This window comes from Escherichia sp. S10b, assembly GCF_028421345.1.
Taxonomy (GTDB): domain Bacteria; phylum Pseudomonadota; class Gammaproteobacteria; order Enterobacterales; family Enterobacteriaceae; genus ECMA0423.
Map to the genome: position 1 here is coordinate 42,783 of NZ_JAHZSO010000165.1, position 15,678 is coordinate 58,460.

The following is a 15,678-nucleotide window of genomic DNA, read 5'->3' on the forward strand; positions in this document are numbered from 1 at the left end:
ACGCCGCATCCGACAATAACAACATTGCCAGATGCGACGCTGTCGCGTCTTATCAGGCCTACGGGTCCGGTGCTCTGTGTAGGTCGGATAAGGCGTTCACGCCGCATCCGACAATAACAACACAGCCTGATGCAATTACTCTTCGCCGTTAAACCCGGCGCGGTTGAGCAGGAACTGTGCCAGCAACGCCACCGGGCGACCGGTTGCGCCTTTTGCTTTACCAGAACGCCAGGCGGTACCGGCGATATCCAGGTGTGCCCAGTTGTACTTACGGGTAAAGCGCGACAGGAAGCAACCTGCGGTAATCGCCCCGCCAGGACGACCGCCAATGTTCGCCATATCGGCAAAATTGGACTCCAGCTGTTCCTGATACTCGTCACCCAGCGGTAAACGCCATGCGCGGTCACCGGATTGTTCAGATGCAGCAATCAGCTCATGGGCCAGCGGATTGTGGTTCGCCATCAGACCGGTAATGTGATGGCCTAGCGCGATAACGCAGGCACCGGTCAGCGTCGCCACGTCAATCACCGCTTCCGGCTCAAAACGCTCAACGTAAGTTAACACGTCGCACAGTACCAGACGGCCTTCGGCGTCGGTGTTCAGCACTTCAACGGTTTGACCGGACATGGTGGTTAACACATCGCCCGGACGATAGGCTCGGCCGCCAGGCATGTTTTCGCAACCTGCCAGCACGCCGATAACGTTAATCGGCAGTTGCAGCTCCGCGACCATACGCATCACGCCGTAAACCGCCGCCGCACCGCACATATCATACTTCATCTCATCCATGCCTTCTGAAGGCTTGATGGAGATACCGCCGGAGTCGAAGGTTAAACCTTTACCGACCAGCACGATTGGGCGTGCATCTTCCGACGCGTTGCCTTTGTACTCAATCACCGACATCAGCGATTCGTTTTGCGAACCCTGACCGACCGCCAGATAGGAATGCATCCCCAGCTCTTTCATCTGCTGTTCGCCGATAACGCGGGTGATGACATTCTTGCTGTAGCTGTCAGCCAGCTGGCGCGCCTGAGAGGCGAGATAAGCGGCGTTACAGATATTCGGCGGCATATTACCGAGATCTTTCGCTGCTTTTATCCCGGCGGCAATCGCCAGACCGTGCTGGATCGCGCGCTCGCCGCTGGTCAGTTCACGGCGGGTCGGCACGTTGAACACCATCTTACGCAGCGGACGACGCGGCTCGCTCTTGTTCGTTTTCAGCTGATCGAAACTGTAGAGCGTCTCTTTTGCCGTCTCGACAGCCTGACGCACTTTCCAGTAGTTGTTACGGCCTTTAACGTGCAGTTCGGTCAGGAAACAGACCGCTTCCATTGAGCCAGTATCATTCAGCGTGTTAATGGTTTTCTGAATGACTTGTTTGTACTGGCGCTCATCGAGTTCACGTTCTTTACCGCAACCGATGAGGAGAATTCGCTCGGAAAGTACATTTGGAACATGGTGCAGCAACAGTGTCTGCCCTGGTTTTCCTTCCAGTTCGCCCCGACGCAGCAGGGCGCTGATGTACCCATCGCTGATTTTATCGAGCTGTTCTGCAATCGGAGAAAGGCGACGTGGTTCGAAGACGCCCACGACGATGCAGGCACTCCGCTGTTTCTCCGGGCTACCGCTTTTTACACTAAACTCCATGCACTACGCTCCTGAATCTTAAAGACAACGGCGGTGGCTACAGATAGAATTGCAAGCTTTCGTAACTCATGTCCGCTGTTGCGATGACTTCGTGTTAATCTTAACGTTATTACGGCATTGGCACGTCAGAACAAAATCTGAGAGGTGAATCCGTTGAGTATAATTATCTTAGCGACGATTTCGACGACTCAAGAGAATAAATGACGTTTAAGCCATGAAACAAGCTAAAATCCTGCAAAAGACGAGTTTTTACGGGCGTATTTAAAGTGATAATCATAAGATATCTGGTGCGGGAGACGCTCAAAAGCCAGCTGGCGATACTCTTCATCTTGCTTTTGATCTTTTTCTGTCAAAAGTTAGTGAGGATCCTCGGCGCAGCGGTTGATGGCGATATTCCGGCGAATCTGGTGCTCTCCCTCCTCGGGTTGGGCGTGCCGGAAATGGCGCAGCTTATCCTGCCATTAAGCCTGTTCCTCGGGCTGCTGATGACGCTGGGCAAACTGTATACCGAAAGTGAAATTACGGTAATGCATGCCTGCGGCCTGAGCAAAGCGGTGTTGGTGAAAGCGGCAATGATCCTTGCGGTATTCACGGCAATCGTCGCGGCGGTTAACGTCATGTGGGCGGGACCGTGGTCATCGCGACATCAGGATGAAGTGTTAGCAGAAGCGAAAGCGAACCCTGGCATGGCAGCGCTGGCGCAAGGGCAATTCCAGCAAGCGACTAATGGCAGCTCGGTGCTGTTCATCGAAAGCGTTGACGGCAGCGATTTCAAAGATGTGTTCCTCGCGCAAATTCGACCAAAAGGTAATGCACGTCCTTCTGTGGTGGTGGCCGATTCCGGACATTTAACCCAGCTGCGCGACGGCTCCCAGGTCGTCACTCTCAACCAGGGAACGCGCTTCGAAGGCACTGCACTGTTACGCGATTTCCGCATTACGGACTTCCAGGATTATCAGGCGATCATTGGTCACCAGGCGGTGGCGCTCGACCCGAACGATACCGACCAGATGGACATGCGCACATTGTGGAACACTGACACCGATCGTGCCCGCGCAGAACTGAACTGGCGTATCACGCTGGTATTCACCGTGTTTATGATGGCGCTTATGGTCGTTCCGCTGAGCGTGGTTAACCCGCGTCAGGGGCGCGTACTGTCGATGCTGCCAGCCATGCTGCTGTATCTACTTTTCTTCCTGATCCAGACCTCCCTGAAATCGAACGGCGGTAAAGGTAAGCTGGACCCGACGCTGTGGATGTGGACCGTTAACCTGATTTATCTGGCTTTGGCGATTGTTCTCAACCTTTGGGACACCGTGCCGGTCCGCCGCCTGCGCGCCAGTTTTTCGCGTAAAGGAGCGGTGTGATGCAACCTTTTGGCGTACTTGACCGCTATATCGGTAAAACTATTTTCACCACCATCATGATGACGCTGTTCATGCTGGTGTCGCTGTCGGGCATTATCAAGTTTGTCGATCAGCTGAAAAAAGCCGGGCAGGGGAGTTACGACGCGTTAGGCGCAGGAATGTATACCTTGCTGAGCGTGCCGAAAGATGTGCAAATCTTCTTCCCGATGGCGGCTCTGCTTGGGGCGTTGCTTGGTCTTGGGATGTTGGCGCAGCGCAGCGAACTGGTGGTCATGCAGGCTTCTGGTTTTACCCGTATGCAGGTGGCGCTGTCGGTGATGAAAACCGCCATTCCGCTGGTCTTGTTGACGATGGCGATTGGCGAATGGGTCGCACCGCAGGGCGAGCAGATGGCGCGTAACTACCGCGCGCAGGCGATGTACGGTGGCTCGTTGCTCTCTACCCAGCAAGGTTTATGGGCAAAAGATGGCAACAACTTCGTCTACATTGAGCGGGTTAAAGGTGACGAAGAGTTAGGTGGCATCAGTATCTATGCCTTTAATGAGAATCGTCGTCTGCAATCTGTACGCTATGCCGCTACCGCGAAGTTTGACCCGGAACATAAAGTATGGCGTCTGTCGCAGGTTGATGAATCTGATCTGACCAATCCGAAACAGATCACTGGTTCACAGACGGTGAGCGGTACCTGGAAAACCAACCTCACGCCGGACAAACTGGGCGTGGTGGCACTGGACCCGGATGCCCTCTCCATCAGTGGTTTGCACAACTATGTGAAGTATCTGAAGTCGAGCGGTCAGGATGCCGGACGTTATCAGCTCAACATGTGGAGCAAAATCTTCCAGCCGCTATCCGTGGCGGTGATGATGCTGATGGCGCTGTCGTTTATCTTTGGCCCACTGCGTAGCGTACCGATGGGCGTGCGTGTGGTCACCGGTATCAGCTTCGGTTTTGTCTTCTACGTACTGGACCAGATCTTCGGCCCGCTGACGTTGGTTTACGGCATCCCGCCGATTATCGGCGCGTTGCTGCCAAGCGCCAGCTTCTTCTTAATCAGCCTGTGGCTGTTAATGAGAAAATCGTAACCTGATGAACGAATAAAGGGAGCGAAAGCTCCCTTTATTATTGTTAGCAAAGTGTGCTTCGTTCATGCCTGAAAAATCATGAAAATTCAATATATTGCAGTAGTGTAGGCATGATAAGGCGCGCCAGCGTCGCATCAGGCAAAGACAAATCGCACCTGACTTACCTTCTTCTCCCCCCCAGCAAACTCCCCAGCACACCACGCACAATCTGATTCGTCACCTGGCGGGCGGCGCTTTTCGCCATTGTTTGCACCACACCATCTTTCTTCCCGCCGCGTGGTCCGGTAGTGCCAAACAAAATATCCTTCAATCCACCAAGAATACCGTCATCCACCGCCACCTCTTTCCCTTTCACGGCAGGATTATTTTGCTGCTCGGTACTGGCCTGAAAGCCTTTTTGCAACATCTCATAGGCGGATTCCCGGTCCACGTCATCCTCGTACTTGCCATACACCGGGGAGTGATTAATCAGGCCGTTACGCTCATCTTCCGTCACCGGCCCCATTCGTGAACAGGGGGCAATCACCATCGCCCGTTCCACCACTGAAGGACTTCCTTTCGCATCGAGAAACGAGATTAACGCCTCGCCGGTCCCCAGTTCCTGAATCGCCTTTTCGGTATCAAACGCCGGATTGGCCCGCATGGTTTGCGCCGCAGCTTTTACTGCTTTCTGATCTTTGGGCGTAAAAGCCCGCAAAGCGTGTTGAACGCGATTACCGAGCTGTCCGAGCACATTATCCGGAATATCTGACGGGTTTTGCGAAACGAACCAGACGCCCACGCCTTTTGAGCGAATAAGCCTTATCACCTGCTCAATCTTATCCAGCAGTACCTGCGGTGCATCGTTAAATAGCAGATGCGCTTCGTCGAAGAAAAACACCAGTTTTGGTTTTTCCAGATCGCCTGCTTCCGGCAATTGTTCATACAACTCTGAAAGCATCCACAGCAGGCTGGCTGCATACAGTTTCGGCATCTGATAAAGCTTCTCGGCGCTGAGGATATTGATAACGCCTTTACCGTTGGTATCGCTACGCATCCAGTCTTTGATATCCAGCATCGGCTCACCAAAGAAGTGTGCTGCGCCTTGCTGTTCCAGCGATAACAGCCCGCGCTGGATGGCACCAACCGATGCGCTACTGATATTACCGTACTGATTCTGGAAGGATTTGGCGTTATCGCCGATGTACTGGGTAATCGCCCGCAAATCTTTAAAGTCGAGCAGCAACAATCCCTGATCGTCCGCAATGCGGAAGATAATATTCAGCACGCCAGATTGCACATCGTTGAGATTCAACAGTCGCGCCAGCAACAGCGGCCCCAGGTCTGAAACCGTCGCCCGCACCGGGTGGCCTTTCTCGCCAAAGATATCCCACACCACCACCGGATTAGCATGTGGTTGCCAGTCATTGACGCCGATATTTTTAAGCCTTGCGAGCAGTTTTTCCGAAGATGTACCTTCCTCCGCTACTCCCGTTAAATCACCTTTCACATCGGCCATAAACACCGGAACACCGATTTCCGACAATGACTCTGCCAGTTTTTGCAGCGTAACGGTTTTACCCGTCCCCGTTGCGCCAGTAATCAGCCCGTGACGGTTAGCCATTCCCGGCAGTAAAAACAGTTCTGTGTCCGGCGTGCGGGCAATTAACAGGGGTTCGCTCATGAGATTTCCTCCAGTTTCCTGCCTGGAGTATAGGCAACGTCCGGCAAAGAGAATACGTGTAATGAAGAGAAAATAACCTAAAGCGTGTTACCGTGATAAATCTGATACCCGAGGTCAACAGTGTTGTGGTTGTGATCGTTATTTTTAATTTTGCTCAGCAACATTTGGGCGGCCATCCGACCAATATCAAAACGGGGAGTAATTACGCTGGCGAGGCTTGGGATCATTTGCCTGCCAATCTCCAGCCCATGAAAACCCGCAATGGAAATTTGTTCTGGCACGGCGAGGTTTCGCTCGCGGCACAGCAGAAGCGCACCCATCGCAATATCGTCATTGGTGCAAAATACACCGTCTAAATCCGGGGTTGCGCTAAGGGCATCACGCATTAATTGCATTCCTAAATGAATGGATGAGATGGCGCGTGGATTCATGCGTAACGGGGAAAGATTATGCAGCATCATCGCATCGCAATACCCCTGATAACGCTGTTCATCGCGGGTGTCATCTTTGGAACCGAGATACAGAATTTTGCGCCTGACTCGCTTATCCAGCATGGTACACACCATGTCAAAAGCGGCCTGCCGATTATCAAAACCGACCTCCATATCCAGCCGTTCTCCCTGTACATCCATCAATTCCACGACCGGAATGGTGGCTGAACGCAGAAATTTCACCGTCCTGATGGTGTGATATTTTTCCGAAAGAATAATCCCGTCAATGTTATAAGAGAGCAGGTTAATCACCGACTCTTCTTCGGAATCGCGATCGTAATTGTAATTAGCAATAAGGGTCTGATAATTATGCTCAGAGGTGACGGATTCTATTCCCGCGAGAATGTCAGCGAAGAGTTGATTTTGAAATGACGGAATCAAGATACCGAGGGTATAACTTTGTGCATTCAACAACATGCCGGGAGCGCGATTAGGGATATAATTGATCTCTTCCATAATTTTGGCGATGCGCTCGCCTGTTTCCTTTGCCACCTTTTTCGGCGAGCGGATATAACGACTCACGGTCATTTTTGTTACGCCAGCCAGCGTAGCGATATCCTGTAAAGAAATTCTGTGATTGCGCATAACTTCTCCCAACGTCGGGGGAATCTTCAATCTTCCCCCGAAACTACATCACAATATTTTATTCTTTCAGTGCAATACGGCGTTAATGGCTAACACGCCCAGCAAACCCATAATAGAAATAAGGGTTTCCATCACCGTCCAGGTACGCAACGTTTCACCAACCGTCAGATTAAAATACCCTTTAAATAGCCAGAAGCCAGGGTCGTTTACGTGTGACGCGATCACGCTGCCCGCACCGGTTGCCAGTACCATTAAAGCGGGATCGGCATGGGTAACGTTGATAATCGGCAACACCACACCCGCGGTGGTAATGGCCGCGACGGTGGCAGAGCCCAGAGCGATACGCAACAGCGCCGCAACAGTCCAGCACATCAATAACGGCGAAAGCGTAGTTCCGGTCATTAAGTGTGAAATATACTGCCCGACACCGCTATCTACTAATACCTGCTTAAACGCGCCGCCGCCAGCGATAATAAACACAATCATCGCGATAGCGCCTATAGAATCCCCAATGATATCCATGATTTGCTCGATGGTGCGTCCATTACGTCGGCCCAGTGTGAAAATCGCAATAACAATGGCAATAAACAGCGCAACGGCAGGGTTACCGACAAATTCAAAGAAGAGGCGCACGGTGTTAGTTTTCGGTAACGTAATTTCACAAACGGCGGCGATAGCCATCAGGATGACCGGGATCACGGCAGCGAAAATACTGTTCCAGAAGGAGGGCATCTCCTCTTCGCTAAACAGATGAGGATTAAATAAGCCTTCTGGTGGTGCTTTCTCAAAGCGAGTTAGCAGTTTAGAAAACAGCGGTCCTGCGACAATAACTGTCGGAATGGTAATGATAAATCCATACAGTAGAGTCGTTCCGAGATTAGCCTCAAAGATAGTCGCGATGGCAGTAGGACCAGGATGTGGCAGCAGAAAACAGTGGGTTACAGAGAGCGCTGCTACCATTGGTACGCCAACATACAACAGGGGTAATCCTGATGATGCTACGATGGTAAATACCAACGGCAACAGCAGGACAAAACCCACTTCAAAAAACATGGCGAGGCCCACAACCAGACCGGTGATCACTAGCGCCCATTGCACGCGTTTTTTACCAAAAGTAGCAATCAGCGTAGTGGCGATACGTTGTGCCGCGCCCGTATCAGAAATCAGCTTGCCTAACATGGCCCCGAAACCGAGGATCATTGCCAGCCCGCCGAGCGTGCTGCCGATACCATTTTGTATAGAGTGCAGGACGGCCTGTGCATCCATCCCTTCGGCAAATCCGACGACGGCAGCTACCAGAACGAGGGCAATAAAGCCGTTAACTTTAAAGCCGATCATCAGGATAAGAAGCAGCGCGACGCCTGCCGCAATAATGATTAATGGCATAGTCTTTATCTCTTATTAGTGCCAGAAAAGCAGCGCTTTCGCGCTGCACGCAGGGTAGTGGCTGTTAAACAGCCACCAACATGCCGCCATCAACAAACAACAGGTGGCCGTTTACGAAATCAGAGGCTTTTGAAGAAAGGAACACCGCAGCACCAATCAGTTCCTGCGGATCGCCCCAGCGTGCGGCGGGGGTCCGTTTGCACAACCAGGCGGTGAAGGCTTCGTCCTCAACCAGTGCTTTAGTCATTTCTGTTTTGAAATAGCCCGGCGCAATACCGTTGACCTGAATATTGTGGCGCGCCAGCTCGACGCACATGCCGCGGGTGAGCATTTTTACCGCTCCTTTCGATGCGGCATAAGGGGTGATGGTGTCACGTCCCAGTTCGCTTTGCATCGAGCAAATATTAATAACTTTACCCGCCTTGCGTTCAACCATGTGACGAGTTACCGCTTGCGACACCAGGAACACGGCGGTCTGGTTTACTGCGATCACATCATTCCACTCTTGTTCAGGGAACTCAGTAAAAGGATGACGGCGCTGGATACCGGCGTTATTCACCAGCACATCAATGGGGCCGATGTCCTTTTCGATATGTTCAACGGCGGTATCAATTTCATGTTTATGGGTAACATTAAAAGGTGCGGCAACGGCCCGAATACCCTCCTGGCGGAGTTTTTCTACAGCAAGTTCTGCGCGTTCGGCAGTAATATCATTAATAATTATTTGTGCGCCATATTTACCCAGGCCGGTTGCCAGTAAAAAGCCAATGCCCTGTGCTGAACCGGTAATCAAGATATTTTTTCCTGCCAGTGAAAATAGATCGTTCATTGTATTATTCCTTTATTTATCTCCTAGAAAACAAGCTGGACTTTTGCTGCCTGGGTTTTATCACCGGCGAAACGTAGCGCCTCTTCCAGGTCAGTGAAGGGATATTCAGCACTCAGTAAAGGCAGTGGATTGATAACGCCATTCGCCAGCCATGACACTGCGGTATTAAATTCGCTGGTAAAACGGAAAGAGCCTTTGAGTGAAATCTCCTTACCAATCAACGTCATCATTGGGAATTCTGCCATCGCGCCTCCCATACCTACCTGCACCATTACGCCGCGTGCACGAGTGACCTCCAGACAGGTATTCACTGATGAAGGATGACCGGACACTTCAAAGCTGACATCGAAATAGCCTTTTTCCGCTTTCCAGTGATCCATGTCGTCGTTTTGTGGGTTTACGAGCACATCCGCCCCCATCTCTTTGGCCAGCAAAAGGGAACGGGGACTCACATCGGCACAGACAATTTCCGAGGCCCCCAGTGTTTTCACAGCACTGACAATCAGGCAGCCAATGGGCCCAACACCGGAAATAAATACTCGCTTGCCCTGTAACTCGCCGGCCTGATGTGCGGCATGAATCGCGACGGCTAAAGGTTCGGCAAAAGCCATAACCTTTTCGTCAGCTTTGGCCGGATAAGGGACACATTGCGACGTTTCGACCATTTTATAACGGGTAAAGCCACCATCAACATGAGGGAAATACATGGCACTGCCAAAAAAACGCATCTCTGTACACTGATTCTCGTTATGTTCAATACAGTATTTGCAGTGACCGCACGGTTTAGACGGATTAATGGCTACCGTTTGCCCTTCATGTAATTCTGATGAGTCGCTATGAATAACTTTACCGATAACTTCATGACCTAACACCATCGGTGCCTTTATCATGAAATTACCTACTTTTCCTTCCTGATAATAATGTAAATCGGAACCGCAAATTCCACCTCGGGTTATTTGTACTAATGTTCCATTATTATTCCAATCTATCGTCTGCTCGGTAACGGCAACAGTTTTCTTGCCCGCAACAACGCAGGACTGTGTTTTCACTTGCATAAATTCCTCACTGGTCAGGTAGACACCTCGGAAGCATTTAAGCGGTTTTAATTGTCATTATTTGTGATGAAGATCACGTCAGAAAATTGTTACATTACTATGTTACGCATAACGTGATGTGCCTTGTAATTCTTATCAACAGAAATAAAAAAACGTGAAATTATTATGCCGCCAGGCGTAGTATCGCCGCAGGTAAGATGATTCAGGAGATTTTAAATGGCGGGTGAAAGCTTTATTTTGATGGGCGTATCAGGGAGTGGTAAAACATTAATTGGTAGCAAGGTTGCCGCGTTATTGTCTGCGAAATTTATTGATGGTGACGATCTTCATCCAGCCAAAAATATAGATAAAATGTCGCAAGGCATTCCATTATCTGATGAAGATCGACTTCCCTGGCTGGAACGCTTAAATGATGCTTCATACAGTCTTTATAAAAAGAATGAAACAGGATTTATTGTCTGTTCATCATTAAAAAAACAGTATCGTGATATTTTACGCAAGGGTAGCCCCCATGTTCATTTCCTCTGGTTAGATGGCGATTATGAAACTATTCTCGCGCGAATGCAGCGTCGGGCTGGGCATTTTATGCCGGTAGCGTTACTAAAAAGTCAGTTTGAGGCGCTGGAGCGACCACAAGCAGATGAACAGGATATTGTGCGCATTGATATCAACCATGATATTGCCAATGTCACCGAACAATGTCGGCAGGCTGTGCTGGCGATAAGACAAAACAGAATATGTGCGAAAGAGGGCAGCGCCTCAGATCAGCGCTGCGAATGATTTTCAAAAATCTGCTTTCAACACCACGCGGTAGCGCGCTTTACCATCGCGTACATGCTGAATGGCGTCGTTAATTTTCGACATCGGGAACAGTTCGGTAGTCGGCGCAACCTTGCTGCGGGCGGCAAAGCGCATCAGCTTACGCAGCTCATGAGGTGTACCGGTTGCTGAACCAGAGACGCTGCGGTCGCCCGCAATTAACGTAAAGGCCGGAACAGACAGCGGCGTGAGGACCGCGCCGACTGTATGGAAATTACCGCCATACGTCAGCGCCTCAAAATAAGGCTGCCAGTCGAGGCTGACGTTGACGGTGTTGATAATGAGATCAAACTGCCCCGCCAGAGCCTTCAGTGCCTGCGGATCGCGGCTATTCACCACTTTATCGGCACCCATCGCCAGCACCTCCTGCTCTTTCGCCGGATTCGAACTAAAGGCCGTCACCTCGCATCCCATTGCGTGCAGAAGTTTTATAGCGATATGCCCCAGCCCGCCAATACCAATTACCCCAACGCGGCTGGTGGCAGTGATATGGTGCATCAACAGTGGTTTAAAGACCGTGATACCGCCGCACAACAGTGGCCCGGCAGATTCAATGTCGATATTTTCTGGCAGTGGAATCACCCATTGCCAGTCCGCACGCAACTTCTCAGCAAAGCCGCCACGATTCATAATCGTCGGCACCGCACCTTGCTCACAGTTGATCTGATTACCGCTAATACAGGCGTCGCAGTGACCACAGCTACGCGCCGTCCAGCCAATCCCGACACGCTGACCGACCTGCAAACCTTTATCCTGCGCGGCGCTCCCGAGCGCCACCACGCACCCAATCACCTCATGCCCGGCAACCAGCGGATACTGTGAAAATCCCCATTCGTTGTCGATCATCGACAGATCGGAATGGCAGATCCCGCAGTAATCCACCTGCACTTCGACATCTTGTGGTTTCAGTTCACCGGGATCGTACTCATAAACTTCCAGTTTACCGCCAGCCTCTTTTGCGGCATAGCTTTTTATCATCGACATATTTTTGTCCTTCTCTGGTGTTGTCTGGGAAGTGTAGAGCATGGTAGGGCGGGGTGCCTGGAGTGTGACAAAGGTTACACATCGCTGTATGCAATGCTGAAAATTTCAGCACTTAGCGAGGTGCGAGCAAGCTGGCGCTTGCATGGTGGCGTGCGACAGGTATAATCCACAACGTTTTCCGCATACCTCTTCAGTGCCGAAGTGGCGAAATCGGTAGACGCAGTTGATTCAAAATCAACCGTAGAAATACGTGCCGGTTCGAGTCCGGCCTTCGGCACCAAAAGTATGTAAATAGACCTCAACTGAGGTCTTTTTTTATGCCTGAAATCCAGGGTTTATCTATCTTTCCCGCTATATTAACTCTCTCAAGGTCAACCGATATCAACGTACATCTACCAACATATGTTGGTACAGATGATGGTATTTCCGGTTCGATAATGCTTGTACCAACAGGGAGGGAATACGCATGGCATTAACAGATATCAAAGTCAGAGCAGCCAAGCCAACGGATAAGCAATATAAGCTGACTGATGGTGGCGGTATGCATCTGCTTGTCCATCCAAATGGTTCTAAGTACTGGCGTTTGCAGTACCGTTATGAGGGAAAGCAAAAAATGCTGGCACTTGGGGTTTATCCTGAAATCACACTAGCGGATGCCAGAGTACGTCGTGACGAGGCGCGTAACCTGCTTGCGAATGGCGTCGATCCGGGAGACAAAAAGAAAAATGATAAGGTTGAACAGAGTAAAGCACGAACCTTTAAAGAAGTCGCGATTGAGTGGCATGGCACCAATAAAAAGTGGTCTGAAGATCACGCCCATCGTGTGCTAAAAAGTCTTGAAGATAATCTTTTTGCAGCGCTTGGTGAACGTAATATCGCTGAGTTAAAAACTCGAGATTTATTAGCACCTATTAAGGCCGTAGAAATGTCTGGACGTCTTGAAGTGGCCGCTCGTCTTCAGCAGCGCACTACAGCCATCATGCGCTATGCAGTGCAAAGTGGGTTAATTGATTATAACCCGGCACAAGAGATGGCTGGGGCGGTTGCTTCCTGTAATCGACAACATCGTCCCGCGCTTGAATTAAAGCGCATCCCTGAGTTGCTTACAAAAATAGATAGCTATACTGGTAGGCCGCTAACCCGATGGGCGATAGAACTCACTTTGCTGATCTTTATTCGGTCCAGTGAGCTGCGTTTTGCTCGTTGGTCAGAGATCGATTTCGAAGCGTCTATATGGACTATCCCACCGGAGCGGGAGCCTATTCCTGGAGTGAAACATTCCCATAGAGGCTCAAAAATGCGTACAACGCATCTAGTGCCTCTTTCAACGCAAGCTCTTGCAATTTTAAAGCAGATAAAACAGTTTTATGGGGCCCATGACTTGATATTTATTGGTGATCACGATTCGCACAAACCCATGAGTGAGAATACGGTAAATAGTGCGTTACGGGTCATGGGGTATGATACAAAAGTAGAGGTTTGTGGTCATGGCTTTCGAACAATGGCCTGTAGTTCATTGGTCGAATCAGGTTTGTGGTCTCGTGATGCTGTTGAACGTCAGATGAGCCACATGGAGCGAAATTCAGTGAGGGCCGCGTATATCCATAAAGCAGAGCATCTGGAAGAACGGCGATTGATGCTACAGTGGTGGGCCGATTTTCTGGATGTAAACAGAGAAAGATTTATCAGTCCATTTGAATATGCAAAGATTAATAATCCATTAAAACAGTAATCATCCCGGGCAAATGCCCGGGAATTATTCTAGGATTATTTTCTTTGTTAAAAAAGACAAACGGTATTAACTGATGTATTTACTATTTACCGCTCCCTGCAGGGGGGATTATCAGAATCCGCGGTTATTCATTATTTATATACTTTCAATAAAAAAGTAACCTCATAAAAAATCCTGTACTCACAGGGTGATGCGGGATAACTGACGTAAGGAGTGCTGCAGGGATTTGATGATCCCTTGTGCTGATATGAATACGGATATTTTATACAGAATACTTTTCAGTACAAGCGACTGTATTACAGTCTGCCATATATGATTACCTGTGATCAGGAAGAATAAGTGGCTGAGGTTTCAAACTGTCTGCCGGTATATTCCTCTCTCCCTTAAAAACCATAACAGTTTAATTATCTTCGTCTGTCAGCGGATTGAATGGCGGTATATTTTCAGTACAAATACCGGTCATCCACTGAAAAATACCTGCGAAATGACGGGCACTGATTTTTCTACTGACGGGCTGATGAGACGTTATGTCACTGGCGGTAATAATCAGTGGCACACTGTAGCCTCCCTGCACATGACCATAATGATGAACAGGATTGGCACTGTCGCTGACCGACAGCCCAAGGCCAGAAAAGTAAAGCATGGCGAAATGACGTGAGTACCGGCGAAGGATACCATCAAGCTGGCCAAGAAAGTTATCCAGTTTACTGATGCTGGCGAGGTAACAGGCAATTTTTCGGGGATACTGCTCCAGGTAATTATTCGGCCAGGAGTTAAGGCTGTCACACGGATTTGGATGAGAACCCATCATGTGCAGGAAAATTATCTTCGGAGAGGATGTATCCGCCAGCGCACGTTCTGTTTCCTGTAACAACAGTTTGTCATCTGTTTTACGGGAAGCGAAGCTGCCTTTCTTGAGGAAAGTGGCATGCTCCGCATCAGAAGCAATAACAGAGATGCGTGTGTCATGCTCCCCCAGTTTTCCTTGATTGGATATCCACCATGTGCTGTATCCTGCTTTTGCTGCCAGCGCCACCACATTGTTGCCGGAATCAGGGTTCTGCTCATAGTCATAAATCAGTGTCCGGCTCAGGGAAGACACTGTACTGGAGGCTGTCGAGGTATAATCGTCAATAAATAAACCGGGTGCCGTATTCAGCCACGGTGTGGTTGGTACGGGATAGCCATACACTGACATATAATCCCTGCGCACACTCTCACCAGTGACAATAACAATCGTATCATATAACGGTGCTCCCGGCTGGATTTTCCAGTTGTCAGCCCCGTGCTGACTCAGTTGTTCATAACGCTGCATTTCACGTAATGTGTCAGTTGTCCCCACAACTGTTCCTTTAACCATCCGCAATGGCCAACGGTTTACAGAGCATAATACGAATAGCCGTAGAGCCAGCCAGTTACGGTGGTCGCGATGGTGTGTCCGCCAGAAAATCACCACGAATACCAGAATCGCGGCACTGACCAGAAAATGATAAACAGGAAACACGGGGCGGTTCACTTTGCTTTCTCCTGTAGTGTTTTCTGTAGGTTCTGAACCGGTTCGAGCGGGGTTGTGAGGCTGATGGCAATCCCCGGGCTCTTCCTGCATGTTACACTGGTACTGCAAGAGGGGGCCTTCGCTCCTCTGACATTACTCAGTATTTTCACTACTACACCCCATCTGCCATCCATAACAACCGATTCACCCCCTCGCGAGGCGTTGTTGCCCGTCACCCGGACAGACATCGTTATGGACTTCTCTTGTTGCACGATCGATCAATTGTTATGCATGCTGACACCACAACCCCGGTGGGTATGACCGATGCCTTTCTCACTCTCTTCCCGGTCATCGTCGGCCTTCCCCGTTATTGTGGCGTGTCAGCACCCTCGACGGCATTTCGATGGCTGCTCAGTGTTCACTCACGTTACGGCCCGCATAACCCGTTGACTTCCTGAAGAAGTCGTTTCAGGGAGAGATTCAGCCCTTTTGTTACCTCCTGGACCGCTTCTTGTCCTTCCAGTCGGAGCGAGAGTTAGCCGG

General features: G+C 50.1%; 12 protein-coding genes, 1 tRNA gene and 1 pseudogene. 6 read left to right on the forward strand and 8 right to left on the reverse strand.

The genetic code is table 11. From position 1 onward, the window contains the following. Window positions 1–135 precede the first annotated feature (135 nt). Window positions 136–1,647, reverse strand: a complete 1,512-nt coding sequence (gene pepA, locus FTE26_RS14290) for a leucyl aminopeptidase (RefSeq protein ID WP_000397144.1) — start codon at window positions 1,645–1,647, stop codon at window positions 136–138. A 153-nt stretch (window positions 1,648–1,800) separates the two neighbouring features. Here pepA and ytgA point away from each other — a divergent pair, with 153 nt between their 5' ends. The 3 genes from ytgA (at window position 1,801) to lptG (ending at window position 4,096) form a co-directional block, all read left to right on the forward strand. Then, window positions 1,801–1,851: a protein YtgA gene (gene ytgA / locus FTE26_RS14295; RefSeq protein ID WP_211180521.1), complete on the forward strand. Its 51-nt coding sequence runs from the start codon at window positions 1,801–1,803 to the stop codon at window positions 1,849–1,851. A gap of 62 nt (window positions 1,852–1,913) precedes the next feature. Next, on the forward strand, window positions 1,914–3,014 hold the full coding sequence (lptF, locus tag FTE26_RS14300) for an LPS export ABC transporter permease LptF (protein ID WP_000584114.1): 1,101 nt from the start codon (window positions 1,914–1,916) through the stop codon (window positions 3,012–3,014). Next, window positions 3,014–4,096 carry an LPS export ABC transporter permease LptG gene (lptG, locus tag FTE26_RS14305; protein ID WP_001295681.1) on the forward strand — a complete coding sequence of 361 codons (1,083 nt, stop codon included), beginning with the start codon at window positions 3,014–3,016 and terminating at the stop codon, window positions 4,094–4,096. The genes lptF and lptG overlap by 1 nt, the downstream gene beginning before the upstream one ends. A gap of 160 nt (window positions 4,097–4,256) precedes the next feature. Here lptG and FTE26_RS14310 read toward each other — a convergent pair whose 3' ends face one another. The 5 genes from FTE26_RS14310 to idnD all read right to left on the reverse strand — a co-directional run bounded on the left by FTE26_RS14310 (window position 4,257) and on the right by idnD (window position 10,105). Beyond that, window positions 4,257–5,759 carry a helicase HerA-like C-terminal domain-containing protein gene (locus tag FTE26_RS14310; RefSeq protein ID WP_001294563.1) on the reverse strand — a complete coding sequence of 501 codons (1,503 nt, stop codon included), beginning with the start codon at window positions 5,757–5,759 and terminating at the stop codon, window positions 4,257–4,259. Between the two features lie 77 nt (window positions 5,760–5,836). After that, the gene (gene idnR / locus FTE26_RS14315) at window positions 5,837–6,835 is read right to left on the reverse strand and encodes a DNA-binding transcriptional regulator IdnR (protein ID WP_001348245.1); all 999 of its coding nucleotides are present in this window, start codon (window positions 6,833–6,835) and stop codon (window positions 5,837–5,839) included. A 66-nt stretch (window positions 6,836–6,901) separates the two neighbouring features. After that, window positions 6,902–8,221, reverse strand: coding sequence for a gnt-II system L-idonate transporter (gene idnT / locus FTE26_RS14320; RefSeq protein WP_001128332.1), 1,320 nt, complete (start codon window positions 8,219–8,221; stop codon window positions 6,902–6,904). 64 nt (window positions 8,222–8,285) lie between these two features. Further along, window positions 8,286–9,050, reverse strand: coding sequence for a gluconate 5-dehydrogenase (gene idnO, locus FTE26_RS14325; protein ID WP_000998700.1), 765 nt, complete (start codon window positions 9,048–9,050; stop codon window positions 8,286–8,288). 23 nt (window positions 9,051–9,073) lie between these two features. Beyond that, window positions 9,074–10,105: an L-idonate 5-dehydrogenase gene (gene idnD, locus FTE26_RS14330; protein ID WP_001197418.1), complete on the reverse strand. Its 1,032-nt coding sequence runs from the start codon at window positions 10,103–10,105 to the stop codon at window positions 9,074–9,076. Window positions 10,106–10,321: 216 nt separating this feature from the next. Here idnD and idnK point away from each other — a divergent pair, with 216 nt between their 5' ends. Beyond that, a complete protein-coding gene (idnK, locus tag FTE26_RS14335) occupies window positions 10,322–10,885 on the forward strand; it encodes a gluconokinase (RefSeq protein ID WP_000896738.1) in 564 nt (187 codons plus the stop codon). Window positions 10,886–10,888: 3 nt separating this feature from the next. Here idnK and ahr read toward each other — a convergent pair whose 3' ends face one another. Beyond that, window positions 10,889–11,908 carry an NADPH-dependent aldehyde reductase Ahr gene (ahr, locus tag FTE26_RS14340; protein ID WP_024198508.1) on the reverse strand — a complete coding sequence of 340 codons (1,020 nt, stop codon included), beginning with the start codon at window positions 11,906–11,908 and terminating at the stop codon, window positions 10,889–10,891. Window positions 11,909–12,103: 195 nt separating this feature from the next. On the opposite strand from ahr, the gene FTE26_RS14345 reads away from it, so the two are divergent. Then, window positions 12,104–12,188: transfer RNA gene (locus tag FTE26_RS14345), tRNA-Leu, on the forward strand. A 186-nt stretch (window positions 12,189–12,374) separates the two neighbouring features. Then, entirely contained in the window at window positions 12,375–13,640 is a 1,266-nt protein-coding gene (locus tag FTE26_RS14350) for a tyrosine-type recombinase/integrase (protein ID WP_001218934.1), read from the forward strand. 316 nt (window positions 13,641–13,956) lie between these two features. On the opposite strand, the pseudogene FTE26_RS14355 reads toward FTE26_RS14350, so the two are convergent. Further along, a pseudogene (locus tag FTE26_RS14355) lies at window positions 13,957–15,141 on the reverse strand (phosphoethanolamine transferase); the annotation flags it as partial. Between the last annotated feature and the right edge of the window lie 537 nt (window positions 15,142–15,678).